This window comes from Enhygromyxa salina, assembly GCF_002994615.1.
Taxonomy (GTDB): domain Bacteria; phylum Myxococcota_A; class Polyangia; order Nannocystales; family Nannocystaceae; genus Plesiocystis; species Plesiocystis salina_A.
Genome location: NZ_PVNK01000165.1, coordinates 73,000 through 95,393 on the forward strand (window position 1 = coordinate 73,000; position 22,394 = coordinate 95,393).

General features: G+C 69.9%; 15 protein-coding genes and 1 riboswitch. Of the genes, 10 read left to right on the top strand and 5 right to left on the bottom strand.

Annotated features, from left to right (window positions below; all coding sequences use genetic code 11):
- Positions 1–80 precede the first annotated feature (80 nt).
- The 3 genes from ENSA5_RS37805 to thiC form a co-directional block, all read right to left on the bottom strand.
- Entirely contained in the window at positions 81–1,697 is a 1,617-nt protein-coding gene (locus ENSA5_RS37805; RefSeq protein WP_181197886.1) for a hypothetical protein, read from the bottom strand.
- A gap of 884 nt (positions 1,698–2,581) precedes the next feature.
- The gene (locus ENSA5_RS18290; RefSeq protein WP_106392968.1) at positions 2,582–3,907 is read right to left on the bottom strand and encodes a hypothetical protein; all 1,326 of its coding nucleotides are present in this window, start codon (positions 3,905–3,907) and stop codon (positions 2,582–2,584) included.
- An 814-nt stretch (positions 3,908–4,721) separates the two neighbouring features.
- Positions 4,722–6,407, bottom strand: a complete 1,686-nt coding sequence (thiC, locus tag ENSA5_RS18295) for a phosphomethylpyrimidine synthase ThiC (protein WP_106392969.1) — start codon at positions 6,405–6,407, stop codon at positions 4,722–4,724.
- Positions 6,396–6,495, bottom strand: a riboswitch (TPP riboswitch). (Overlaps the previous gene by 12 nt.)
- 153 nt (positions 6,496–6,648) lie before the next feature.
- On the opposite strand from thiC, the gene ENSA5_RS18300 reads away from it, so the two are divergent.
- From ENSA5_RS18300 to ENSA5_RS18310, 3 genes are all read left to right on the top strand, one after another.
- Complete coding sequence (locus ENSA5_RS18300) at positions 6,649–8,958, top strand: hypothetical protein (RefSeq protein ID WP_106392970.1); 2,310 nt, start codon at positions 6,649–6,651, stop codon at positions 8,956–8,958.
- A 25-nt stretch (positions 8,959–8,983) separates the two neighbouring features.
- Positions 8,984–10,105 (top strand): hypothetical protein, encoded by a 1,122-nt coding sequence (locus ENSA5_RS37810; RefSeq protein ID WP_181197887.1) that lies wholly within the window; start codon positions 8,984–8,986, stop codon positions 10,103–10,105.
- A 291-nt stretch (positions 10,106–10,396) separates the two neighbouring features.
- A complete protein-coding gene (locus ENSA5_RS18310) occupies positions 10,397–10,825 on the top strand; it encodes an RNA recognition motif domain-containing protein (protein WP_106392971.1) in 429 nt (142 codons plus the stop codon).
- Positions 10,826–10,887: 62 nt separating this feature from the next.
- Here the strand turns inward: ENSA5_RS18310 and ENSA5_RS18315 are convergent, their stop codons facing one another.
- On the bottom strand, positions 10,888–11,916 hold the full coding sequence (locus ENSA5_RS18315; protein ID WP_181197888.1) for a putative sugar O-methyltransferase: 1,029 nt from the start codon (positions 11,914–11,916) through the stop codon (positions 10,888–10,890).
- 230 nt (positions 11,917–12,146) lie between these two features.
- On the bottom strand, positions 12,147–12,923 hold the full coding sequence (locus tag ENSA5_RS18320) for a glycosyltransferase family 2 protein (protein ID WP_106392973.1): 777 nt from the start codon (positions 12,921–12,923) through the stop codon (positions 12,147–12,149).
- Positions 12,924–13,144: 221 nt separating this feature from the next.
- On the opposite strand from ENSA5_RS18320, the gene pseC reads away from it, so the two are divergent.
- The 7 genes from pseC (at position 13,145) to ENSA5_RS18350 (ending at position 22,391) form a co-directional block, all read left to right on the top strand.
- Positions 13,145–14,308 (top strand): UDP-4-amino-4,6-dideoxy-N-acetyl-beta-L-altrosamine transaminase, encoded by a 1,164-nt coding sequence (pseC, locus tag ENSA5_RS18325; protein WP_106392974.1) that lies wholly within the window; start codon positions 13,145–13,147, stop codon positions 14,306–14,308.
- 17 nt (positions 14,309–14,325) lie between these two features.
- Entirely contained in the window at positions 14,326–16,155 is a 1,830-nt protein-coding gene (locus tag ENSA5_RS18330) for a cytidylyltransferase domain-containing protein (protein ID WP_146155839.1), read from the top strand.
- Positions 16,156–16,202: 47 nt separating this feature from the next.
- Complete coding sequence (locus ENSA5_RS37815; RefSeq protein WP_181197889.1) at positions 16,203–16,613, top strand: RidA family protein; 411 nt, start codon at positions 16,203–16,205, stop codon at positions 16,611–16,613.
- Complete coding sequence (locus ENSA5_RS18335) at positions 16,610–17,470, top strand: enoyl-CoA hydratase family protein (RefSeq protein WP_181197890.1); 861 nt, start codon at positions 16,610–16,612, stop codon at positions 17,468–17,470. Before ENSA5_RS37815 ends, ENSA5_RS18335 begins: the two co-directional genes overlap by 4 nt.
- Positions 17,471–17,477: 7 nt before the next feature.
- Entirely contained in the window at positions 17,478–18,674 is a 1,197-nt protein-coding gene (locus tag ENSA5_RS18340) for an acyl-CoA dehydrogenase family protein (protein ID WP_181197891.1), read from the top strand.
- A 192-nt stretch (positions 18,675–18,866) separates the two neighbouring features.
- Positions 18,867–20,006 carry a sulfotransferase family protein gene (locus tag ENSA5_RS18345; RefSeq protein ID WP_106392978.1) on the top strand — a complete coding sequence of 380 codons (1,140 nt, stop codon included), beginning with the start codon at positions 18,867–18,869 and terminating at the stop codon, positions 20,004–20,006.
- 102 nt (positions 20,007–20,108) lie between these two features.
- The gene (locus ENSA5_RS18350) at positions 20,109–22,391 is read left to right on the top strand and encodes a type VI secretion system Vgr family protein (RefSeq protein WP_106392979.1); all 2,283 of its coding nucleotides are present in this window, start codon (positions 20,109–20,111) and stop codon (positions 22,389–22,391) included.
- Positions 22,392–22,394: the final 3 nt, after the last annotated feature.

A 22,394-nucleotide genomic window follows, 5' to 3' on the forward strand; every position in this document is an offset into this window, starting at 1 on the left:
AGCGACGGCAGAGGGGGTCCCCCCCCCGCGGCGTTTCCCTACCGCTTCGAGGCCAACGACTACTCGCGCGGGCCGATGGGCTACGGCATGGGTAAATTGCAGAACTCCAGATCGCCCTCGAACAAGCCATGGAAGTCTGACAGCGCAGCTTCCCTCGATATGTTCGACTGATCGCAGAGCTCCTCGAGGCGCCGCTCGACCTCACGCACGAACGAGCTCTCGCGAGCCGGGAAGGGGGCGGCGAGCTCGACGATTCTCGCGTACGCACCGACGGCGAGCTCGGGTGTCTGCCTGGCAGCAGCGGCGTCCCCGAGTCGTCGTAGGACCTGTGCGAGGTCGGCCGGGTATTGGCCGGGGTTTCCTTCGAGGGGCACTTCGAGCACGCGCGCGGCGTCTAGGAGGGTGGCCACGACCGCCTGCGGGTCGAGCTCCTCGAGGTAGCCTGCGAGAGTCTGCAGCGTCTGGGCTAGCTCGCTCGAAGACCACCACGGGCCTCCGTCCTGGATCACCGCGCGGTAGACATCCACAGCCTCTCGCAGCGCCGCGACAGCCCCCTCACCGTGGCCGAGGGCCCAGCGGATCTTTGCGAGCTCGGTGAGCGACTGAGCGTAGGTGCCATAGGGTGCCTTTGCGTTTTGTTTGGCGCACAGCTGCGTGGCCTCGAGCGCAGCCTCGAGCGCGTCGTCGAGCGCGCCCTCCGTGAGCAGCCGGTCCGCCCATGACAGGAGCTCCTGCGGCCAGGTGGATGCATGGACTGCACGCCGAATATCGATGGATCGAGCGGCTGCTTCGCGCGCACGCTCGGCCAGACCAAGCTCGGTGTAGCACTCGTCGAACAGATTCCAGAGATCGAAGCGAAGCGCGCGATCCTGCTCGGGTGGGACCTCGCGCAAGACCTCGAGGGCCTCCTCGGCGGTAATGAGGGCCTCCTCGTGGTGACCTCGCGCTTGCAGCACCTGACCTCGAAGTACGAGCAACGGACCGAGTCGCGCAGGGGGCGAATCCGATCCTCGGGACAGCGTGATGGCCTCGTCGACGACGAGGGCCGCCTCATCGTGATGGCCAAGTAGGTGCAGTGAAGCGCCCAGGCGCGCGAGCGCGTCTGAGAGGAGCCCGGGGACGGGAGGGGCGAGCGATCGGGCGACCGACACCGCCTCGCGCGACAAGCGGAGCTCATCCTCGGGTTCGTCCGTGGTCTCGGCGGCGGCGATGAGCGCGTCGACAAGGCCAGTCCGGGGGGGAACCCGAGATTCCGCGCGGTAGAGCGAGGCGCTCTCGAGCAGCAGGCAGTTCGAGTTCGTCCGCCTGCCGAACGCGTACAACGCACGCGCGAGCGCGTGATGGTCCGGCCGCTCGAGGAGTCCCCAATCGAGCGTCAGCTCGCCGCGCATGGGCTCCCGTACACGACCCCCGTCGTGGCTCGTCGCGACCCAAAACGAGTGCTCCCTCGCTCCACGGAGCTTCAGCCTCTGCCGCACCGACGCCAGCCCGAGGTGGCGCCAGTATTCGATCACCGACGCCAACACCCCGAGGTGACGGAGCCGATCCTGGAAGCGCCGGACGGTCGCGTCCATGACCTCACGCCACGCTGCTCGCTCGCGCCTGCGGAGGTCCACGAATGAGCGCTCGATCATGGACCGAAGCTGCTCGTCCGTGAGTGGCGCGATCGTGGGATCCTCCGCGTTGGCGTCGAGCACCGGCGCCAACAGGCGGCACTCGCCGATCTGTTCGTCGAGCGAGGCCCACTCGCAGGCCGTGAGTGGTGCGGTGACGACGACGTGAAGCGCGGCGGCCTCCGACAGCCGGCGGATCCCCTCGACCAGCTCGCCGTCCCCCGTGAGGAGCGCGTTGGCGAGCACGAGCAGCAGCGAGGGCAGCAACGTGGGCACCTGGTCGTGACATCCGCGTTCACGCAGTCGAGCGAGCTGCCAGCCACACCACGTGGTAGCCCGCAGCGGCTGATCTTCGCGGGTATACGCCAGCTTGCGGGCTCGTGCGGCGAGGACCCAGTCTAGCGCAGGCCTGCGACCACTTGCGTCGAGGATGTCGATGTCCGGTATGTCACGGCACGATGCCGCAGCCTCGATCTGGACCTGGCAAAGCAACTGTTCTTCCGCATACACCTCCGGTCGAACGGCCAACTCTTGGTCGAGAACGACGGTCGCCTGCGAACGCCAGGCGACAAAGTCGGGCGCTTGCCGCAAGAGCTCTTCGTAGAAATCCTCGGGGATCCAGAAGATCACCGGGCCTGCCAACACCTCGAGGCGATCCCGGTTGAGGTTCAGGCGCGCCGCAGAGTCCCTGGCGACCGACCGGGACATCCGCTCAAAGCCATGCACGAGGTGGAGGACCCCGCGTGGTTGCTCGGGAGCGAGTAGCCCGTCAAGTCCATCGAGGTGCAGGCCGTGCCAGCACGGCGCCCCAAAGCGCTGCAGCTCGGTCGCAACTCGGGTGAGGCCGGGGCGGGCGAAGGCTCCCCTGCCCAGCAACAAAAAGATCTCGAAGCCGGCGTCGAACTCCAGGGCGATCTCCAGTCGCTTGAACCACAGCGACGTCTTGATCCCCGAGGCGCTCCTTGCTCTCATGTTCGGTGCAAGTCAATGAGTGGGTTGGGCGAAAACCACATGTCACCATTTGCGTACGGAATCGCATAGTTCCACAGCAAGAGCTCGTGCGAGACCTGGCCCCCCTGCGGTTCCCCGTTGGCATCAATGTACTCGAGCTCTTTGCGGCGTATGCCGGTCATGGTGATCTCGAATTCCTTGCGCCACTCCTCACATGCACTGCGCGCGATGGTTTCGTCGACGACGGGCGCTTCGGCCATGCCCGCGATCTTCGCCGCCTCGCGCACGAGCTGCAGCAGCTGCCGGGTGAGGCCGCCAGATTTGGTGACCAGCAGCTCGAGCGCGTCTTCGGCGATCGCCCGCGAGATGTCGACGCCTGCAGCGCCGCAGCGGCGCGCGATGATCCCCCGGGCGGCGGCCCGGCCCGCCTCGACCTGCTCGGGCGCAGCTCGTCGATGTGGTGACGTTGGCTCGGCAACGACCAGATTGGCGAGCCTCGCGCGATCGAAGTAGTTTGCAGCGGCGCTCCATTCCGCCGCCAACATCAGCGTGACGGGGCCGGTGTAGACGAGCGGCGCCCGGGGCTTCGCCAGGACGCGACTGGTGGCGAAGAGATCACGTATCGAGTCGATCTTCGTCAGCTTGTCGAGTCCGTCGACGAGCACGAGCGGTGCACGGATCTGTGCGACGTCGGCCAGGATCTGATCGACGGCCCACACGAGCTTGTCGAGGGCTGGATCTCCGTCTTTGACCGGGCGGGTCAGACCCCCGAGCTTCGGCCGTCCGATGGGGACCTGGACCGCGCCAGTCACCGCACGAGCTGCTCCGAGCGCAGACTTTACCGCCCCACTCGCGCCCGGGGCGAGCAAGTCGAAAGCTAGCAATGTCACGCCCTCGACGAGGTCGGCGACTTCTACGTTGTGCTTGTCCTCCAGGAGTCCGGCGAATATCGTCGTGAGGTGCTTCTTGAGGGCTGGGTCGACCTGATGGCCGAACTGGTTCTGCGCGGTCCGGACCGCGGCCGCGCCGATACAAAACAGGATCTCGGCAGCGCTCACCTCGTCGATTCGCGCCGATGCGCGCCAAAGATCGACACCCACGACGAGGTAGCTGTCGTGCAAGATCTCCGCGAGCTTGGTGAGCTCCGTGCTCTTTCCGGTCCCCACGGAGCCACAGATGATCCACTTGCCTTGCTCGTCAAACCCGCCTTCGAGCGAGTTTGCGATCCTGCGCGCGGCGGAGTCAGGGCGCTCGACGAACAGGTTGAGTTCATCGATATGGAGCCGCTCTTTTGGGTCGCAGACCTTGTAGAGCCGACGCCAGGCGTCGCGAGTCTGACTCATCGGCCCGACTCTACCGCACAGGTTTGGCTCCGGCTACGTGGGAGGGGCGGGTCGGCCGCCGTCCACCCCAACTGAAGCATCCACTCTCGCACCGCCAAGGGGCAGCGGCCTCGATCGGGTCACGCTAGCAGCCCGGGCTGCTAGCGAGCCCGCACCGATCACACCTGCGTGGGAGCGGCGTTGCTCGCGAGCGTGCCCGGGCTCGAGGATCCACGCTCGCGCGACGCTCGCGAGCCTCGGCGCACACCAACCACCTCGATCGGCGCAGGCCCCCGTCGCACGCGGGCGCCAGCGTTGGGCGCTCGGCCGTCCATCGCGAGCACCCGGGCGGGAGCACAGCGTGGGCTCGAGCTCGCCGCGAGCCTGCCGAGATCGAGCGCGCCTCGCTGCGAGCACCCGCGGGTGGATGCTGCAGTCACGCGTCCCGACGTTCGAACATCCCCGCGGGCGCGCGTGACCCGAGCGACCTCGTCTCCCGCCAGCCACGCGAGCGTGCGCAGGTCGAGCGCGCACCGATCCGAGCATGCCTCGGAGCATGGCGCGCGAGCGGGGGCCCACGTTTGCCCGGGACGGTGAGCGCCGCCGGGTCGTGGGCTGCGCGATCTTGGGTCAGGTCGAAGCGCTGACCGCGCCAAAGATCCGAGCGCCGAGCTCGGTGGCGGTCAGTCCCGAGCGAGCGTCGACCACCCCGAGGCTCGATCCAGGCATGTCAGACCCGTGAGAATCATGCCCCCCAGAACCCCGCGAGTCATGACGAGGCTCGATATGTGCGGTTTCGCCCGCACTTGCGGGCATGACGCACTCGGCGCGGCGGCTACTCGGCCGCGCCCGGCTCGACGTAGAGCTCGCCGCCGCCCTCGCGAAACTCCGTGGCCTTCTCGCGCATGCCCTGCTCGATCTCGGCGAGCTCGCCCGAGGCCTCCATGTCGCGGACGTCCTGGGTCAGCTTCATCGAGCAAAAGTGCGGCCCGCACATCGAACAAAAGTGCGCGGTCTTGGCCGGGTCGGCGGGCAAGGTCTGATCGTGGAAGTCCTTGGCGGTCTCGGGATCGAGCGACAGGTTGAACTGGTCGCGCCAGCGGAACTCGAACCTTGCCTTGCTCAGGGCGTCGTCGCGGTCTTGGGCGCCGGGGTGGCCCTTGGCGAGGTCGGCCGCGTGGGCGGCGATCTTGTAGGCGATGACCCCGTCCTTGACGTCCTGGCGGTCAGGCAGGCCGAGGTGCTCCTTGGGCGTCACGTAGCACAGCATCGCGCAGCCTTGGCTGCCGATCATCGCCGCGCCGATCGCCGAGGTGATGTGGTCGTAGCCCGGGGCGATGTCGGTGGTCAGGGGCCCGAGCGTGTAAAAGGGCGCCTCGTGGCAGTGCTCGAGCTGCTCGGTCATGTTCTCCTGGATCTTGTGCATCGGCACGTGGCCGGGGCCCTCGATCATGACCTGCACGTCGTGCTTCCAGGCGATCTTGGTCAGCTCGCCGAGGGTCCGCAGCTCGGCGAACTGGGCCTCGTCGTTGGCGTCGGCGATCGAGCCGGGCCGGAGGCCGTCGCCGAGCGAGAAGCTGACGTCGTACTTCTTCATCAGCTCGCAGATGCGCTCGAAGTGGGTGTACAGAAAATTCTCCTGGTGGTGGGCGAGGCACCACTTGGCCAGGATCGAGCCGCCGCGTGAGACGATCCCGGTCACGCGCTTGGCCGTGAGCGGGATGTAGCGCAAGAGCACGCCTGCGTGGATCGTGAAGTAGTCGACGCCCTGCTCGGCCTGCTCGACGAGGGTGTCCATGAACACGTCGATGTTCAGGTCCTCGGCCTTGCCCTTGACCTTCTCGAGCGCCTGGTAGATCGGGACCGTGCCGATCGGGACCGCGGCGTTGCGGACGATCCACTCCCGGGTCTCGTGGATGTTGTCGCCGGTCGAGAGATCCATGACCGTGTCGGCGCCCCAGCGCGTCGACCACTGCAGCTTCTCGACCTCCTCCTCGATCGACGAGGACACGGCGGAGTTGCCGATGTTGGCGTTGATCTTGACCAGAAAATTGCGGCCGATGATCATCGGCTCGAGCTCGGGGTGGTTGATGTTGGCCGGGATGATCGCCCGGCCGCGGGCGACCTCGCTGCGGACGAACTCGGGCTCGACATTCTCTCGGATCGCGCAAAAGCGCATCTCTGGCGTGATCACGCCCTTGCGGGCGAAGTGCATCTGCGACCAGTTGCCGTCTGCCTCGGCCTGCTCGCGGCGGGCCTCGATCCACTCCGCGCGGCGCTTGGGCAGGCCCTCGCGGGGGTCGACGCCCTGGGGGCCGGTCGTGTCGTAGACGGTGATCGAGGGCTCGCCGCCGTCGAGGTCGATCTGCCGCATCGGGACCGCGAGATCGCTGACGGTGATCTTGGCCGAGCGCGGGAAGCTCTGGTCGAGCGGCGGGATCTTGCGCAGCGGGGTGACGTCGTCGGCTGCGAGCTGAAGGTGGGTGGTGGTGGTCTCGGGTTTGTTGGGCGTGTCGGGCATACGCTTTCCTCCGCCGGTTCGAGCCGGATCAGGTTCGAGGGGACTGTCTCAGGTGCCGAACCAGTCGGCGCCACCCCCAGCGTGAGCGCCAGCCTACAACACGCAGCCGACGCGGTCGCCGCCACGCAAGGCTTTTCGAGTGGGTCGGGATCTGGGTCGGGATCTGGGTCGGGATCTGTGTCGGGATCTGGGGGGGCAGGCCCGCTTTGGCAGCCAGATCACGGCGGGTTAAGCTGCGCGGGTGCGCCGAAGGTCCACCCTCGCCCTCACGCTCAGCCTCGTCGGCGCGCTCGCGGGCCTCGGCGCGTGCAAGAGCGAGGGCGATCAAAAGAAGCGCCGCTCGGCGCCGCTCGAGCGCGAGGAGGTCCCGGCGGGGACCCGCGCGGACATCCAGGAGGTCGAGGCCCAAAGCTACGCGCGCAGCCTCGTCGAGCAGCTCGATCTGATCCCGCCGGACGCCGATGGCTACCTGGTCATCCGGGATCTGCGCCCGCTGATCGCCCAGGGGCGCCGGGTCGAGCAGGTCATGGCCGGGCCGCTCGCCCGGGCGATCCCGGCGCTGGCCAAGCTCGGGGGCGGGTCCGGAGACGGCCGCCTCGCCCAGCTCGAGCGCGCCCGCGAGCTGCTCGCGCTGGTCCTCGCCGGGCTCGAGAGCACGGGCGTGCGCCTCGATCAGGGCGCGGTCGTGGTCCTTGGCGAGGGCGAGCCGCTGGTGTTGTTCGCGGCCGAGGATCTCGCGCGCCTCGGCGCGCTCGCGGCGGTGATCGGCGACAGCGGCGAGCTCGCCCAGGGCTGCGGCGCGCTGATCGAGCGCCCCGGTTGGTACGCGTGCAGCCTCGGCGGGGCCGAGGCGCTCGGGCGCTACGTCCCGGCCAAACAGGGCGAGGCGCTCGCGGCCCGGCTCGGCGATCGGCTCGGCGGGGTCGAGCTCGAGCGCATCAACGTCGCGCTCTCGCTGGCGGAGGTCGGCGGCTCGGTCGACGCGATCCTGCGCACCGACCCCGGGCTGTGGGAGCTGACCCTGCCCCTGCCTGCGTCCGAGGGGCCGGGCGAGCAGCTCCTCGCGGTCGGTCCGGCTCCGGCTCTGCGCGCGCTGGTGCCCGGGACCTCGTTCATGTGGGCGCGGCTCGACCCGGCCGCGCTCGGCTCGGGCGCGGCGCCGGCCGGTCCGGTCAGCCCGGAGATCCTCACGGGGGAGCTGTGGTTCGGCGCCCTCGACGAGCCCAAGGGCATGACCGCGCAGGCGGGCGTCAACGACGTGAGCGCGGCCGCGAGCGCGATCGGGACCCTGGCGCGGATGCTGCCCCCGGACGCGGTCGAGCCCGAGCAGCTGCCGGGGCTCCGGGTCGAGTTCGATCGCGCGTCGATCGATCTCGACGGCAAGCTGGTCCCCTCGATCGGCGTGAGCGTGGGCGGGGAGGGGGCGCAGGCCTGGGCGAACACCCTCGGCCTCGATCCGCGGGTCAGGCTGTGGGCCTACGGCGACTACCTCAGCGCGGCCTTGGGGGAAGTCCAGGCGATCCCGGCGGCCCTCGCTCGGCTCGAGGGCGGCGGGCCGTCACCCGCCGCGATCGCAGGCTTGGCGCCGACGCTCGCGGGCGCGCTGCTTGGCGGCGAGGTCGGGCTGGTCATGCACGTGGTCCTCGATCACTGGCAGGCGCCGCCGAGCGAGGCCGAGCTCCAGGCGCTGCTGGCCGGGGTGCCCGAGGCGAGGCGGCCCTCGTCGACGGCGATCACGGCCGCGTTCGAGGCCCTGGCCCCGTGGTCGACCGTCGATCTGTGGCTCAGCCGCCGCGCGTCGGCGGAGGGCTCGCAGTCAAAGTGGCTGGCCCACCTCTCGCTGGTTCCGTTTGGGGCCGAGGGTGGGGGCGTCGACGCGGCCGAGGTCGAGCTCGCAGCCGAGGTCCTCGACGCCGTGCTCGCCGGCGGCGACGGGCAAGCTGGCTACCGCCGCCTGCTCTCGCGCTTTCCTGACTCGGCGCGCGCGTCGAGCTACCGGGCCCGGGTCGGCGACGCACCCGAGCACCACGCGGCCGTCGGCATGGTCGAGCTCGGGGTCGTGGGCGCCCTGGTGCTGCCGGCCTTCACCGGCTACCTGGCCGAGGCCAAGACGACCGAGGCGACGGCCCAGACCCAGACGATCCTCGCCGCGGCCCTGCGCGCGCGCGAGGCTGCGGGCAGCTGCGAGCCCCTGCTCGGGAAGGCTGGACCGACGCCGCCGCTGGCAGTTTTGTGTCACGAGGGCGCGGGCGGGCGCTGCCGAGCGGTCGCCGACCCGAGCGCGGGCGAGGGCCACTACCCGCGCTCGGCCTGGACCGAAGACCCGCTGTGGAAGGCGATCGCCTACGCGCCCGACGACGCGCTCGGGCACCGCTTTCACTACTCGATCGAGGTCGAACTCGACGGCGCGCAGGGCTGCCGGATCACGGTCCAGGCCGTCGGTGATCTCGACGGCGACGGGGTCTACTCGACCTACGAGCGGGTCGCGACGGTCGCCGCCGACGGCTCGCAGACCCTCGCGCCGCTGGGTATCGACCAGGGCCAGGAGTAGGGCCCACGGTGATACACTCGAGGCCATGGATTCGACTGTACGTCGTCGCGCCGTGATCGGCTGTGCTCTCGGGTTGGTGTTGGCTTCGTCGGCGTGTGGCAAGGACACGCTCGACGAGGGGACCACGCAAAACTCGAGCCTCGGCGACACGACCGGCGACGGAGACGGCGACACGGCCGGCGACGGAGACGGCGACACGGCCGGCGACGGAGACGGCGACACGGCCGGCGACGGAGACGGCGACACGGCCGGCGACGGAGACGGCGACACGGCCGGCGACGGAGACGGTGACACGGCCGGCGACGGAGACGGCGACAGCGGCGACGGCGACGGAGACAGCGGCGACGGAGACGGCGACGCCGACTGCGAGCCCCAGCCGGCGGCCGTCGAGTGTCAGCCCTACCCGGCACCGGGCCCCTTCGTGCCCAGCTACGCGCTCGACGACGACGACGATCCCGACGAGCCCGACGGGCCGGTGTTCGTGCCCGACGCCGACGTCCCGGGGTCGAGCCAGTGCGACACCTTCACGCAGGACTGCCCCGAGGGCGAAAAGTGTGTGCCGTGGGCGAGCATGGGCGGGGGCTGGGACGCGACCAAGTGCGTGCCCGTGCTCGGTGAGCTCGAGCCGGGCGAGCCCTGCGTCTCGCAGGGGATCGTGGAGGCGACCGACGAGTGCGAGGTGGGGGCCTACTGCCTGGCCTCCGACGGCCCCAACGGCAGCTGCGTCGAGCTGTGCGGTTGCAGCCCGGACACGCCAACCTGTGACACCGAGGGCACGACCTGCTCGATCAGCAACGAGGGCGTGATCGCGTGGTGCCTGCCGGTCTGCGATCCCGTCGACAGCTCGAGCTGCGGCGGCTCGGACATCTGCGTGAACTCGGCCGAGGACGGCAACTTCGTGTGCATCTTCTCCACCCAGCCCGACGAAGAGCCCGGCCAGCCCTGCGCCTTCCTCAACGACTGCCCCAACGGGACCATGTGCCTGCAGGGCGAGACGGTGCCGGACTGCCAGGGCGACTTCTGTTGCGGGTCGTTTTGTGACCTCGGCGCGCCCGACTGCGAGCCTGGAACCGAGTGCACGGCCTTCTTCCAGCAGGGCGCGGCGCCCGAGTGCCTCGACGACGTCGGCCTGTGCATCAGCGCGTGAGTCAAGCGAGGGTCGCGCCCGACGGCCGGCGAGCAGGGGCGGGGTGCCACTCGCGCTATCGCGCCGTCACGGGCCGTGATGGCGCTTGTGTCGGCCTTGCCGCGCCTTTGACCCGAGCCGACGGGTATCGCGCTCGCGCTCGAGAACGTGCCTCCGCCAGCGTTCGCGGCGACTTTCTCTGTTGACAGCACAGACCCGGGGTGTCAAGAAACGGAATCGTATCCGTACGCTCGCCAGTCTCGTTCGGATACGGGAAGTGATCCGTACCCGACTGGCCACGCGAGAGAAAAAATGTCGAAGAAGCTTTTTGTGGGCAGCCTCAGCTGGAACACCGATGACCACGCACTCCGAGCTGCGTTCGAGCAGTTCGGTCCGGTCGAGGACGCCAAGGTCATCAACGATCGGGACACCGGTCGCAGCCGAGGATTCGGCTTCGTCACCTTCGCCAGCGAAGAAGACGCTGCCAAAGCAATGGAAGAGATGAACGGTGCCACCCTCGACGGGCGCACCCTCAACGTCAACGAGGCCAAGGAGCGAGAGCGCCGTGGCGGCGGCGGCGGCGGTGGTGGTGGCTACGGCGGTGGTCGTGGCGGTGGCGGTGGCGGCTACGGTGGTGGCGGTGGCGGCGGCTACAACGATCGTGGCGGCGGCGGTGGTCGTGGTGGTCGTGGCGGCGGTGGCCGTGGCGGTCGCGGCGGTGGCCGTGGCGGCGGCTGGTGAGCCCACGCTGACGAATTCCAACGAGCAACACCCCGTCGCAGCGCGACGGGGTGTTTGTTTTTCTAGCGTTTTTTCCAGACGGTGACCTCGGAGACGAAGCCCTTGGTGCTCGTGTCGCCGAAGATCGTGCCGTCCGCGGCCACCCGCTCGAACAGCTCGAAGAAGCGCAGGTAGTCGTCGCGGACGACCGGCTCGACCACGCCGATCTCGTCGGCCGCGCTGGCCACGGTCTTGCCCTTGACCGAGTTGCGCAGGACCACGTAGTCGCTGACGAGCGCCTGGACGAGCGCGCTGTAGTTCTCGACCACGCGCGGCTCCATCTCCTGAAACGAGACCGAGTTGACGAACAGCTCGAAGCTGCCGCGGAGCTTGGGCAGCTGCCACGCGCACAGGACCGCCCCGCGAAAGCCCTGGCCGCGGAGCTGGTCGAGATCGATGACCTCGAGCTCGCGGGTGTGGTCGTAGGTCGCGATCGCGTCGGCCCCGAACACCTGGCGGAGGTAGTAGCTCGACACGAAGGAGAGCGGGGGGATGTCGACGTTGACGTAGAACGCGTCTGGATCGCCCGAGAGCAGGATCTCGCCGAGGGTCCCGAACCCGCCGCCGATCTCCAGTACGTTGCGGACCGCGTGGGTGTCGACGGTCTTCTTGAGCAGCGCGAGCATCCTGAGGTAGCGCAGCGCCGAGCACGAGAAGCGCCGGCCCTCGAACACGAACTGCTCGTCGGGCCGGCCGACCTCGCTCTCGCTGAAGGCGGCGAGTTGCGGGCGCCCGGGTTTGTCGGCCGCGGCGACGATCGCAAATTCACGCTCGGCGATGACCCGGGCGCGTCGCTGCCACGGATGCTCTCCGACGAAGCCGAGGGCCGACGCGAGCTGGCGCTGGATCGGCGAGGCCCGGCGGAACACCGGGACGAAGAAGCGCAGGGCGCTGGGGTGGCGGCGAAAGCTGGCCGGCCCGCGGGTCTCGAGCTCGGCCACGATCAGATCGCTGCACGGCTGCCAGAACCGGGTTGGACGGTAGAGCTCCGGCGCCGCGGCGGCGTCGGCGAGCATGGTCTGGAGCAGCGGGAGCTCCGTGGGGGTCGGCATCGCCCAGGAGACTAGCAGCCCGGGGTGCAATGCCTCGCGCCGCCTCGCGCCGGAATGTTCGCCGAGGGCTTTGTCGCCAAAACTTGCAGTACGCCCGGTACAGCGGCGTTTTGGCCTCGCGCCGGAATGTTCGCCGAGGGCTTTGTCGCCAAAACTTGCAGTACGCCCGGTACAGCGGCGTTTTGGCTTCGCGCCGAGGGCTTTGTCGCCAAAACTTGCAGTACGGGCTGCTAGCCCAGGCCCAAGGGTTGGCGGCGCTCGCCCCAGCCGCGCCAGTTCTTGACCGTCACGCGCTTGGTCAGGTGATAGCGGATGTCGTTGAGTGACTTGCGAAGGGGCTTCTTGCCGCGCTCGCTCGGGTGCCATTGGTGGAGCATCGCGGTCTGATCTTGGATCCAGACCTCGCGGAGGCCGACACGCCCGGCACGAAAGCGCAGGTCGTTGTCTTCCTGGCCCCAAAACGAGAAGCCCTCGTCGTAGCCGCGCACGCGCTCGAAGAACTCGCGCCGCGCGACCTGGCACGCGCCCGTGCCCGTGGCCTTGCGAAAGGGCGCGCTGGCCAGGAGCTCGGGGAAGTCTTCGAGCGCCCACTGCTGCTCGGCGAGGCGCTCGGGCAGGTCACGGCAGTGACACACGACGAAGGCCTGATCGCGCTCGCGGGCCTGAACTTCGAGCAAGGTCGGCACGAAGTTGGGCGCGAAGATCATGTCTGCGTCGGTGCAAAACACGTAGCGGCCAGTCGCGCGCTGGATGCCGTGGTTGAGGGCCCGCGCCCGGTTCCAGGTCTGCGTTGTCTCGACGCGAACCACCTGCGCGCCGTGGTGGTCGGCATACTCGTGGAGGACCGCGGCCTGGGCCGGGGCGCTGCCGAAGTCGGTGATCACGATCTCGATGGTGCCGGGCTCGACGTCCTGCCACCGCAGCGAGCGGAGGCAGTTCTCGAGTCGGGGGCCGCTGCGATCGCGGACCGGGATCACCGCGCTGATCTGCGCTCGGGGCCGTGGCATCGAGGCGACGCGGTCTGCTGCCTACTCGGCGGCGCTGGCGAAGACCCGCGCGAGCGGGGCACTCGGCGACCCAGTCCCAAGCGCCAGGATGGCTGCGTTGTTTCGAATTTTCATCGTGGTGTCCGCGACAGTTTTGGGCCTACACCGGGTGCTCTGGGCCGTCAAGTAAGACCGGTTGACACGCCGCGCGCCGGCTGGGAGGGTCCTTCGCCGAGCGAACCATGGCCGATGACATCCTGCCCTACGGGCGCCAGTGGATCGACGAAGACGACGTTGCAGCGGTCGTGGAGGCCCTGCGCGGGGCCTACCTCACGACCGGGCCGACGGTCGCGCGCTTCGAGGCCGCGCTGGCCGAATTCGTCGGCGCTCGGCGTGCGGTCGCGGTCTGCAACGGGACCGCGGCGCTCCACGCCGCGTGTGCGGCCGCGGGCCTCGGGCCCGGCGACGAGGTCCTGGTCCCGGCGTTGACCTTTCTGGCCAGCGCCAACTGTGCCCGCTACGTTGGCGCCGAGCCGGTGTTCGTCGACGTCGATCCCCGCTCGGGGCTGATCGACGTCGCAGACGCGGCCCGCCACGTCGGCCCCCGGACCCGGGCGATCATCCCGGTCCATCTCAACGGTCGTCCGGTCGATCTCGACGGGGTCCGAGCGCTCGCCGACGCGCACGATCTGACGGTGATCGAGGACGCCGCCCACGCTCTGGGCGCGCGCTACCAAGACACGCGGATCGGTGACTGCGCCCGCTCGGACATGACGATCTTCTCGTTCCACCCGGTCAAGCACGTGACGACCGCCGAGGGTGGGGCGATCACCACGGCCAAGCCCGAGCTCGCCGAGGCGCTCGAGGTGTTTCGCAACCACGGCATGGTCCGCGAGCCCGCGAAGCTGCGCCAGCCGGCGCCGGGGCCCTGGTACTACGAGCAGCAGAGCCTGGGCTACAACTACCGGATCACGGATCTACAGTGCGCGCTGGGCATCAGCCAGCTCGCCAAGCTCGACCGCTTCCTCGCCCGGCGGCGCGAGCTCGCGGCTCGCTACGATCGTCTGTTCGCCGCGGTCGAGGGCGTCGAGCCCGTCGCCGTCGGGACGCCGGACTCGGTCAGCGCGTATCACCTCTACGCCGTGCACTGCGACTTCGCCGGGGCAGGCACGACCCGGGCGGCGGTCATGGCGGGGCTGCGCGAGCGGGGGATCCTGACCCAGGTTCACTACATCCCGGTCCCGGCGCAGCCTTACTACATCGAGCGTGGCGCAGACATCAGCCGCTACCCGGGCGCGGCGGCCTACTACGCGGGGATCTTGAGCCTGCCGATGTTCCCGGCGATGGCCGACGCGGACGTCGACCGCGTGGTCGAGGCGCTCGCAGCTGGGCTCGGCGCGGGCTAGGAGGTTCTCTTTTGGTGATGCCTGCGACTGACCAAGCTCGCGCTGTGATCGTGATCGTCCAGGCGCGGATGGGCTCGTCGCGGCTGCCGGGCAAGGTCCTGCGCGAGGCCGGCGAGCTCAGCTTGCTCGCGCACCTGACCCGACGCCTGCGCCGGGCCAGCGCGCCGACGCAGCTCGTGGTAGCGACGACCGTCGAGCCCAGCGACGACGAGCTCGCCGAGGCCTGCGAGGCGCTGGGCCTGACCGTGCACCGCGGCCCCGTCGACGACGTGCTCGCGCGCTTTCACGGCGCGCTCGCGCAGCTCGCCGCGGCGCCCGAGGACCTCGTGGTTCGCGTGACCGGCGACTGTCCGCTGCTCGATCCCGACGAGCTCGATCGCCTCGTCGACGAATTCCTCAGCCGAGCGCCGAGCGCCGAGGCCGTCGACTACCTCACCAACCAAGCGGGCGAGCGCCGCCGGATCCCCCGGGGTCTCGACGTCGAGGTGTTCACCGTCGCGGGCCTCGAGCGAGCCCAGCGCGAGGCCAGCATGGCCGGCGACCGCGAGCACGTGACGCCCTATTTTTATCGTGAGCCCGGCCGCTTCCGCGTGGCCGTCAGCGATCCGCCAGGCGCGGACCTCGGCCACCTGCGCCTGACCGTCGACACGCCCGCGGACCTCGAGGTCGTCGACGCGATCGTCCGCGCGCTCGGGCCCGACGCGAGCACCGCGGCGATCGCCGCTTGGTTGGCCGCGCACCCCAAGGTCGCCCAGCGCAACGCCGAGGTGCGCCAAAAATCGATCGACTCCGACATGGAGGCCCGGGCCGCGCGGGTCCGCGCTCGACGCCTGCTCGCGCGGGCCGACGCGGGCGGGGCGACGGGCTTCGGTCACGTCACGCGGGTCGGCGCGCTGCTCGACGCGTGGGTCGAGCTCGGGGGCCACGCGACCCTCGTCGGCCGCGGCGTGGTCGGGGCGGTCCGCGAGCGCCTGCTCGCGTCCGGGGTCGAGCTCGTCGACGGTGGCGACGCGGACTTCGACGCCCGGATCGACCAGGCCGACGCGCTGTGCGTCGACGGCTACGCGTTCGGGCGCGCGGACCAGGAGCGCTGGCAGGCTCGGCGGGCGCTGCTGGCGATCGACGATCTCGCCGCCCACGAGCAGCTCGCCGATCTGGTCGTCAACCAGATCCTCGACTTCCCGCCCGAGCGCTACGCGACCGCGGCCTGGACCCGGCTGCTGATCGGCCACCCCTACGTGCTCCTGCGCCGAGAATTTCGCCGCGCGGGCGCGGACGCTGGCGGGCCCTCTGCTCGGGTCGTCGTGACCTTTGGCGGCACGGACCCAGCCGGGCTGAGCGCGCCCTTCGTCGAGGCCCTGCTCGCGCAGCTCGAGCCCAGCTCGCAGATCGTCTTGATCGTCGGCCGTGGCGTCGACGCTGACGCGCGCGCGCAGCTCGAAGCGTTGGCGGCGGCGAACGAGCGCCTCGAGCTCCGCGTCGACGTGCGTGAGATGGCCGCGCTGCTCGCGAGCGCGACGCTGTGCGTGAGCGCGGCCGGGACCACGGTCTGGGAGGCGATGGCGAGCGGCGTCCCGGTCGTGTGTGTGGCCGTGGCCGACAACCAGCGTCCGGTGATCGCCGGGATCGAGCGCCGCGCCGCCGGGGTCAGCCTGGGCTGGCACCAGGAGCTCGACCTCGCTCGCGCCGCGCGGAGGATCCGGGCCCTGCTCGCCGATCCAGCGGGCCTCGCCGAGCTCGGCGCGAGGGGCCGGGCGACGGTCGACGGCCGCGGTGTCTACCGAGTCATCGACGCCCTGCTCGACGTGATCGACCGGCGCGGCGAGGGCTCCGAGGGCCTTCGCTGAGTCGTTCACCCTCGCGTTGACCCTGCCCAGGTGACACACTGCGGCTGATGCCTCGCACCGTACTGCCGCAGGGTTGGGCGCGCCCCAAGGGCTACGCCAACGGGATGGCCGCCACCGGCGAGCTGCTGGCGATCGCCGGCCAGATCGCCTGGGACGGCCAACAACAGCTCGTGTCCGACGCCTTCGTGGATCAATTCCGCCAGGCCCTCGCCAACGTCGTCGCCGTGGTCGAGGCCGCGGGCGGCGGCCCGACCGACATCATCAGCCTGACGGTCTACGTGACCGACAAGCGCGAGTACATCGCGGCGATCAAGGACGTCGGCCAGTCCTACCGCGAGCTGCTCGGCAAGCACTTCCCGGCCATGGCCCTCGTCGGGGTCAACGAGCTCCTCGAAGACCGGGCCAAGGTCGAGATCCAGGGCCTGGCCGTGCTCAGCTGTCGAGGAGCCTCAGCGTGACCGAACAGGCGCCCCGCATCGACCCCGACTTTCGCCCGCTGCCGATCCCGCAGCCCGAGAGCTTCCGCTACGAAGAGCGCGACCGCGTCGGCGTGATCACCCTCGACCGCCCCGATCGCTACAACGCGCTGACCTTCGCGGTCTACCGCGAGCTCACGGATCTGTTCAGCGTCATCGATCGCCGCAGCCTCGACCCGGACGGCGCGCGGGCGCTGGTCATCCGCGGCGAGGGCAAGGCCTTTTGCTCGGGCGGCGACGTCGAGGACATCATCACGCGCCTGTTCGACCGCGACATGGAGGCGCTGCTGCGCTTCACGCGGATGACCGGCGAGCTGATCCACGCGATCCGACGGTGCAAGACGCCGGTCGTGGCCTCGGTCAAGAAGGTCGCGGCCGGAGCCGGGGCCGTGATCTCGCTGGCCTGTGATCTGCGGGTCATGGGCCGCAAGAGCTTCTTCGCCTTCTTGTTCCCGCAGGTCGGGCTGTCGGGCGCCGACATGGGCGCGAGCTGGCTGCTGCCGCGGGTCGTCGGGCTCGGGCACGCGAGCGAGCTCCTGCTCCTCGGGGATCGGGTCTACGCCGAGCGCTGCGCCGAGATCGGCCTCGCCAACCGCGTGATCGACGACGAGGATCCGGCCAAGGTCGACGAGGCCGCGTTCGAGCTCGCCCTCGCGATCGCCCGCAAGCCCCACTTCGCCACGCGCATGACCAAGACCATGCTCCAGCAAGAGCAGGACATGGGCTTCGGCGACGCGATCGAGGCCGAGGCCCAGGCTCAGGCGATCTGCATGCAGCACCCCGACTTCAAAGAGGCCAACGACGCCTGGCTGGCCAAGCGTGACCCGAACTGGAAGTGAGCGAGCCGTGACCAGCTCCAACCCCGCAGCGTTCACCAGCAGGCGCGTCCTCGACCGCGATCTCGCCACCATCTACGGGCCCGCGCAGCGCTGGGTCGAGCTCGAGGATCGCCTCGAGCTGTTTTGCGCCCAGCTCCGGGGCAACCCCGTCGACGAGTCCGACGAGCGGGCCGCGACCCGCGAGTACGTCCGTCGGCTCGCCGCCGAGGGCCTGCTCGAGCTCATGGTCCCGGCCGCGTTCGGTGGGCAGCACGAGCAGGTCTCGGCGACCGCGATCTGCCTCGCCCGTCAGTGGCTCGCGCGCGAGAGCGGGGCCCTCGACACCGCCTTCGTGATGCAGGGCCTGGGCTCCTACCCGGTCGTGCTCGCGGGGCAGCCCGCGCTCCAGCGCGCGCTGCTGCCCGAGGTCGCGGCCGGAACCAAGATCTGCGCGTTCGCCCTGACTGAGCCCGGCGCGGGCTCGGACGTCTCGGGCATGCAGACCGTCGCCGAGCCCGAGGACGACGGCGGCGTGCGCCTCCACGGGCACAAGACCTTCATCTCCAACGCTGGCATCGCGCACAGCTACGTGGTCTTCGCCCGCGAGGCCTCACCGAGCGCCGACGGCAAGCCGCGCTTCGGCGCGTTTTGGCTGGCCGGCGACGCCCCGGGGCTCTCGATCGATCCGATCAAGGTCACCGCGCCTCACCCGATCGGCACGGTTCACTTCGACGGCGTCCGCGTGGGCCCGGAGCACCGCCTCGGCGAGCCCGGTGAGGGCCTGCGCATCGCCCTGGGCAACCTCGATCAGTTCCGCGCGACCGTCGGCGCGGCCGCGCTCGGTATCACAGATCGCGCGCTCGAAGAGTCGATTGACCACCTCGGCGCGCGCGTACAGTTCGGGCGTCCGCTGGCCAAGCAGCAAGGTCTGCGCTTTGCGATGGCCGAGCTCGGGGCCGATCATGTCGCGGCACAGCTCATGGTCTACCGCGCGGCTGCAGCTCGCGACCGCGGCGACGCCACGCCCGATCAGCCGGCGATGGCCAAGCTGCTCGCGACCGAGCTCGCCCAGCGTGCGGTCGACCGCTGTATCCAGAACTTCGGGGGCCGGGGCGTCGTCGTCGGCGAGGTGCCCGAACGCCTCTACCGTGAGGTCCGGGCGCTGCGCATCTACGAGGGCACATCCGAGATCCAAAAACTCGTGATCGCCCGCGCGATGCTGTGAGTCATCCCCACGGTGAGGTGAATCGAATCGAACCCTGACTTCGGTGTGGAGCCAAACGAGCGGGTTGTTCGATCCCTGGCTCGTCGGCGGGCCCGAGTGCCAAAAGCCCCCGACCGGCGGCTTGGACTGTGGACAATTGAGCGCCGCCGCGGTGTCACAAATGGTTCGCGATCGTGCTACACGCAGTGGACCATGCTTGGGTTCGACGAGCAGCGCCTGCTGGGCGCCGCCGCGGCGCGTCTCGACGTGCAAGAGCCGCTCGAGGCCACCTTCTTGCCGGCCTTTCGTGCGCTGATCGGCGGGCTCCGGGACGAGGCGCGGCTGAGCCAGGTCGGGGCCTGGCGAGCCTGCGCGCGCCTGATGGCGGCGCTCGGCCAGCGGGTCGCGCTGGCCGAGTTCGAGCGCCACACCCCCGAGCTCGCGCAGGTCGAGATCGACTCGCCGATCTTCGTGACGGGCCTCCCGCGGGCGGGGACGCGCTTGCTGCACAACCTGCTCGCGCGCACGCCCGGGCTCTGGGCCCCGCGCTTGTGGGAGCTCCAGCGCCCGGTCCCGCCCGTGCGGATCGACGAGCGCTGGATCGATCGCCAGATCCAGACCACGGACTCCCTGCTCGATCAGCTCTACGAGGCGGCGCCGGAGCTGCGCAGCCTCCACCCGATGGCCGCGACCTCACCCGACGCGTGCAGCTGGCTGTTTCGCAACAACTTCAGCTCGCTGATGCACGCGCTGCGCTGGTACATGCCCAGCTACGTCGAGTTCATGCTCGACGCCGACCTCGAGCCTGCGTACCGCGACCATCGCCGCTTCCTTCAGATCCTCGCCCACCGCCATCGTCACGACGATCACGCCGGCCCGCGCCTCGTGCTCGAAGATCGCTGGCATCTGTGGCATCTCGACCACCTGCTCGCGGTCTATCCCGACGCGTGGGTGATCCAGATCCAGGTCGAGCGTGAGCCGGCCCTCTCGGCGCTCACGCGCTCGTGCTGGACGCTGCAGGGGATCGACGCCAAGCGCCCGCGCTCGCCGGCCGAGCTCCGTCGCTACTGCGCCAAGATCCTCGACGAGGGGCTCGCGGCCAGCGAGCGGGCGCGAGCCGGGCTCGCGCCGGGGCGCTTCATCGACATTCCCTACGCGAAGCTCAGCGCCGACCCGCTCGCGGTCGTGCGCAGCCTCGGCGTCCGGCTGCGGCTCGGGATCTCCGACGCGAGCCTGGGCGAGGCGGCGCGCTGGCTCGCCGACTATCAGGTCCTGGCCCCCCAGCCGCGCCGATGCCTCGCGACCGACCTCGCGCGCGCCCGAGCGCGCCGCGACGGGCCCCACCTCCACTGAGCTGTGGGCGGCGGCCGTGGGGGGACCGACGCTCGCGCGATCGTGACGCCCGCGGTCACTGCCCGCGCGGCGTCGGTCGTATAACTCGTGCACGGTTGCCCAATGACTGACAGACTTCCACCCGTCGAGTACCGCGTCGAGTTTAACGACGGCCCCACGAGCGAGTGGCAGCTGCTCTCGTTCGAGCTGAGCGAGCAGCTCAATGGGAGCTCGGAGCTGACCGTCGAGCTAGCGAGCGAGACCCTGCCCGAGCTATCCGAGCTGCTGGGCGCGGGCCTCGAGCTGGAATTGCACCGCTCGCAGATGCCGAGCCACGCTGCGTTCGGGGTCGTGCTCGGCGTCGACCTGCTCGGTCACGCCGAGCACCGCGGGATCGTTCGAGTCCACGCGGTGTCGGCCTTCGACCTGGCCGGGCAGCGCCAGCACACTCGGATCTGGCAGGATGTCTCGGTCCTCGACATCGTCGCCGAGGTGCTTGACGCTGCGTTCGCCGACTACGGGCGGAGCCATCGTTGCGAGGTCTCAACGCGCGGCATCGCGCCGCGCAGCTACTGCGTCCAGTATCGCGAGTCGGACCGTGACTTCGTCTGTCGCCTGCTTGAAGAAGAGGGCATCAACTATTACTTCGATCACGACCGCGACGCCGGTCACGAGGTCTTGGTCCTGTGCGAGACCAACGACCAGTACCTCGCGGCCGAGAACGTCGACGGCGGCCCGAGCTTCCCGCTCATCTCCAAGTCACCGGACCTCGCCGAGCTCGAGTCGCTCCAAAGCCTCGAGTGGGACCAGCGCGTGACCAGCACGACGGCGCTGCGGCGGGACTACGACTGGCGCCACCCGGCGGAGCTGCTGACGAGCGAGAAGGGCGCGGAGGGGGACGAGCGCGGGCTCGTGCGCCGGGTCTACGTTCACGGTCACCAACGCTTCGAGCGCGACGAGGTCGAGCGGCGCGCGGGCGACCTCGTCGAGGCGCTGGCCAGAGCCGGGAGCGTGGCTCGGGCCGAGTCCAACGCCGTCGCCCTGCGACCCGGGCTGCAATTCTCGACTGACGCCCACGACGCCGACGGTGCGCCTCAAGACTACGTCGTGATCGGGGTCCGTCACCACGGCGGGCCGGCGTCAGCGGGCTCGCTGGCCGACGATCAGGTCATCTACGCCAACGAAATCGAGTGCGTGCCCCTGACCCGCGCGATCCGGCCGCTGCCGCGCACGCCCAAGCCGCGGACCCGCGGGCCGCAGACCGCGACCGTCGTAGGCGACGGCGAGATCCACGTCGACAAGCACGGTCGGATTCAGGTTCAGTTTCACTGGGAGGAGCAGCCGAGCTACGCGGCCGACGCCTCGTGCTGGGTCCGCGTCGCCCAGAGCTGGGCCGGCCCAAGCTGGGGCACCCAGTTCATCCCTCGCGTCGGAATGGAGGTCGTCGTCGAGTTCCTCGACGGCAACCCCGATCGGCCGCTCGTCACCGGCTGCGTCTACAACGGGGACCACGAGCCGCCCTTCGCGCTGCCCGACAACGCGACCCAGAGCGGCTGGCGGACGGACTCGTCGCCGGGCGGCGGCGGCAGCAACGAGCTGCGTTTCGAGGACGCGGCCGGGGCCGAGGAGATCTACGTGCACGGCCAGAAGGACTGGCGCGTCGAGATCAACAACGACACCTCGATCAGCACGGTCCACGACGAGACGATCAGCGTCGGCAACGACCGCAGCAAGTCCGTCGGCAACGACCAGCGCGAGCGCGTCGGCAACGACAAGTCGATCGTGGTCGCCAACAACCACGACGAGACCATCGGCGCGGCCATGACCCTGGCCGTGGGCACCGATCAGGACCTCACGATCGGCGCCAACCAGACCATCACCGTGGTCGCCAACAACACCGAGACCATCGGCGCGAACATGACCCAGACGATCGGCGCGAGCGCGACCCAGATCGTTGGCGCGAACAACACCGTCAAGGTCGGCGGTCTGATGGCGGTGACCGTTGAAGGCGTCCTCAACACCGCCGTCGGCGGCCTGATGATGGAGAACGTCGACGGGCTCAAGGCGGTGAAGGTCGGCGGCATGAGCACCGAGGTCGTGACCGGCGACCAGAGCCTCAGCGCCGCCAACATCAGCAGCGCGGCGAAGAGCGACATCAGCATGAGCGCCGGGGAGCAGCTGCTCGCCGAGGCCAAAAAGCACGTCGCGGTGAGCTCCGAGGACACCATCGGCGCAGCGGCCAAGACCCGCTTCGTGGTCGAGGCTGGCGATGAATTCACCGTCAAGTGCGGGGACTCGAGCCTGACCCTCAAAAAGAACGGAGCCGTGATGATCAAGGGCAAGAAGGTGTCAATCAAGGGTAGTGACGAGATCAAGCTCGTGGGCGGCAAGATCCACAACAACTGAGGA

Excerpts from the sequence above, each read along its gene's own strand:
- ENSA5_RS18345 (WP_106392978.1), top strand. The coding sequence starts at position 18,867 with ATGCTTGGGTTCGACGAGCAGCGCCTGCTGGGCGCCGCCGCGGCGCGT.
- ENSA5_RS37810 (WP_181197887.1), top strand. The coding sequence starts at position 8,984 with ATGGATTCGACTGTACGTCGTCGCGCCGTGATCGGCTGTGCTCTCGGG.
- ENSA5_RS18320 (WP_106392973.1), bottom strand. The coding sequence starts at position 12,923 with ATGCCACGGCCCCGAGCGCAGATCAGCGCGGTGATCCCGGTCCGCGAT.
- ENSA5_RS37815 (WP_181197889.1), top strand. The coding sequence starts at position 16,203 with ATGCCTCGCACCGTACTGCCGCAGGGTTGGGCGCGCCCCAAGGGCTAC.
- ENSA5_RS18350 (WP_106392979.1), top strand. The coding sequence starts at position 20,109 with ATGACTGACAGACTTCCACCCGTCGAGTACCGCGTCGAGTTTAACGAC.
- ENSA5_RS18310 (WP_106392971.1), top strand. The coding sequence starts at position 10,397 with ATGTCGAAGAAGCTTTTTGTGGGCAGCCTCAGCTGGAACACCGATGAC.
- thiC (WP_106392969.1), bottom strand. The coding sequence starts at position 6,407 with ATGCCCGACACGCCCAACAAACCCGAGACCACCACCACCCACCTTCAG.
- ENSA5_RS18315 (WP_181197888.1), bottom strand. The coding sequence starts at position 11,916 with ATGCCGACCCCCACGGAGCTCCCGCTGCTCCAGACCATGCTCGCCGAC.
- ENSA5_RS18290 (WP_106392968.1), bottom strand. The coding sequence starts at position 3,907 with ATGAGTCAGACTCGCGACGCCTGGCGTCGGCTCTACAAGGTCTGCGAC.
- ENSA5_RS18330 (WP_146155839.1), top strand. The coding sequence starts at position 14,326 with ATGCCTGCGACTGACCAAGCTCGCGCTGTGATCGTGATCGTCCAGGCG.
- pseC (WP_106392974.1), top strand. The coding sequence starts at position 13,145 with ATGGCCGATGACATCCTGCCCTACGGGCGCCAGTGGATCGACGAAGAC.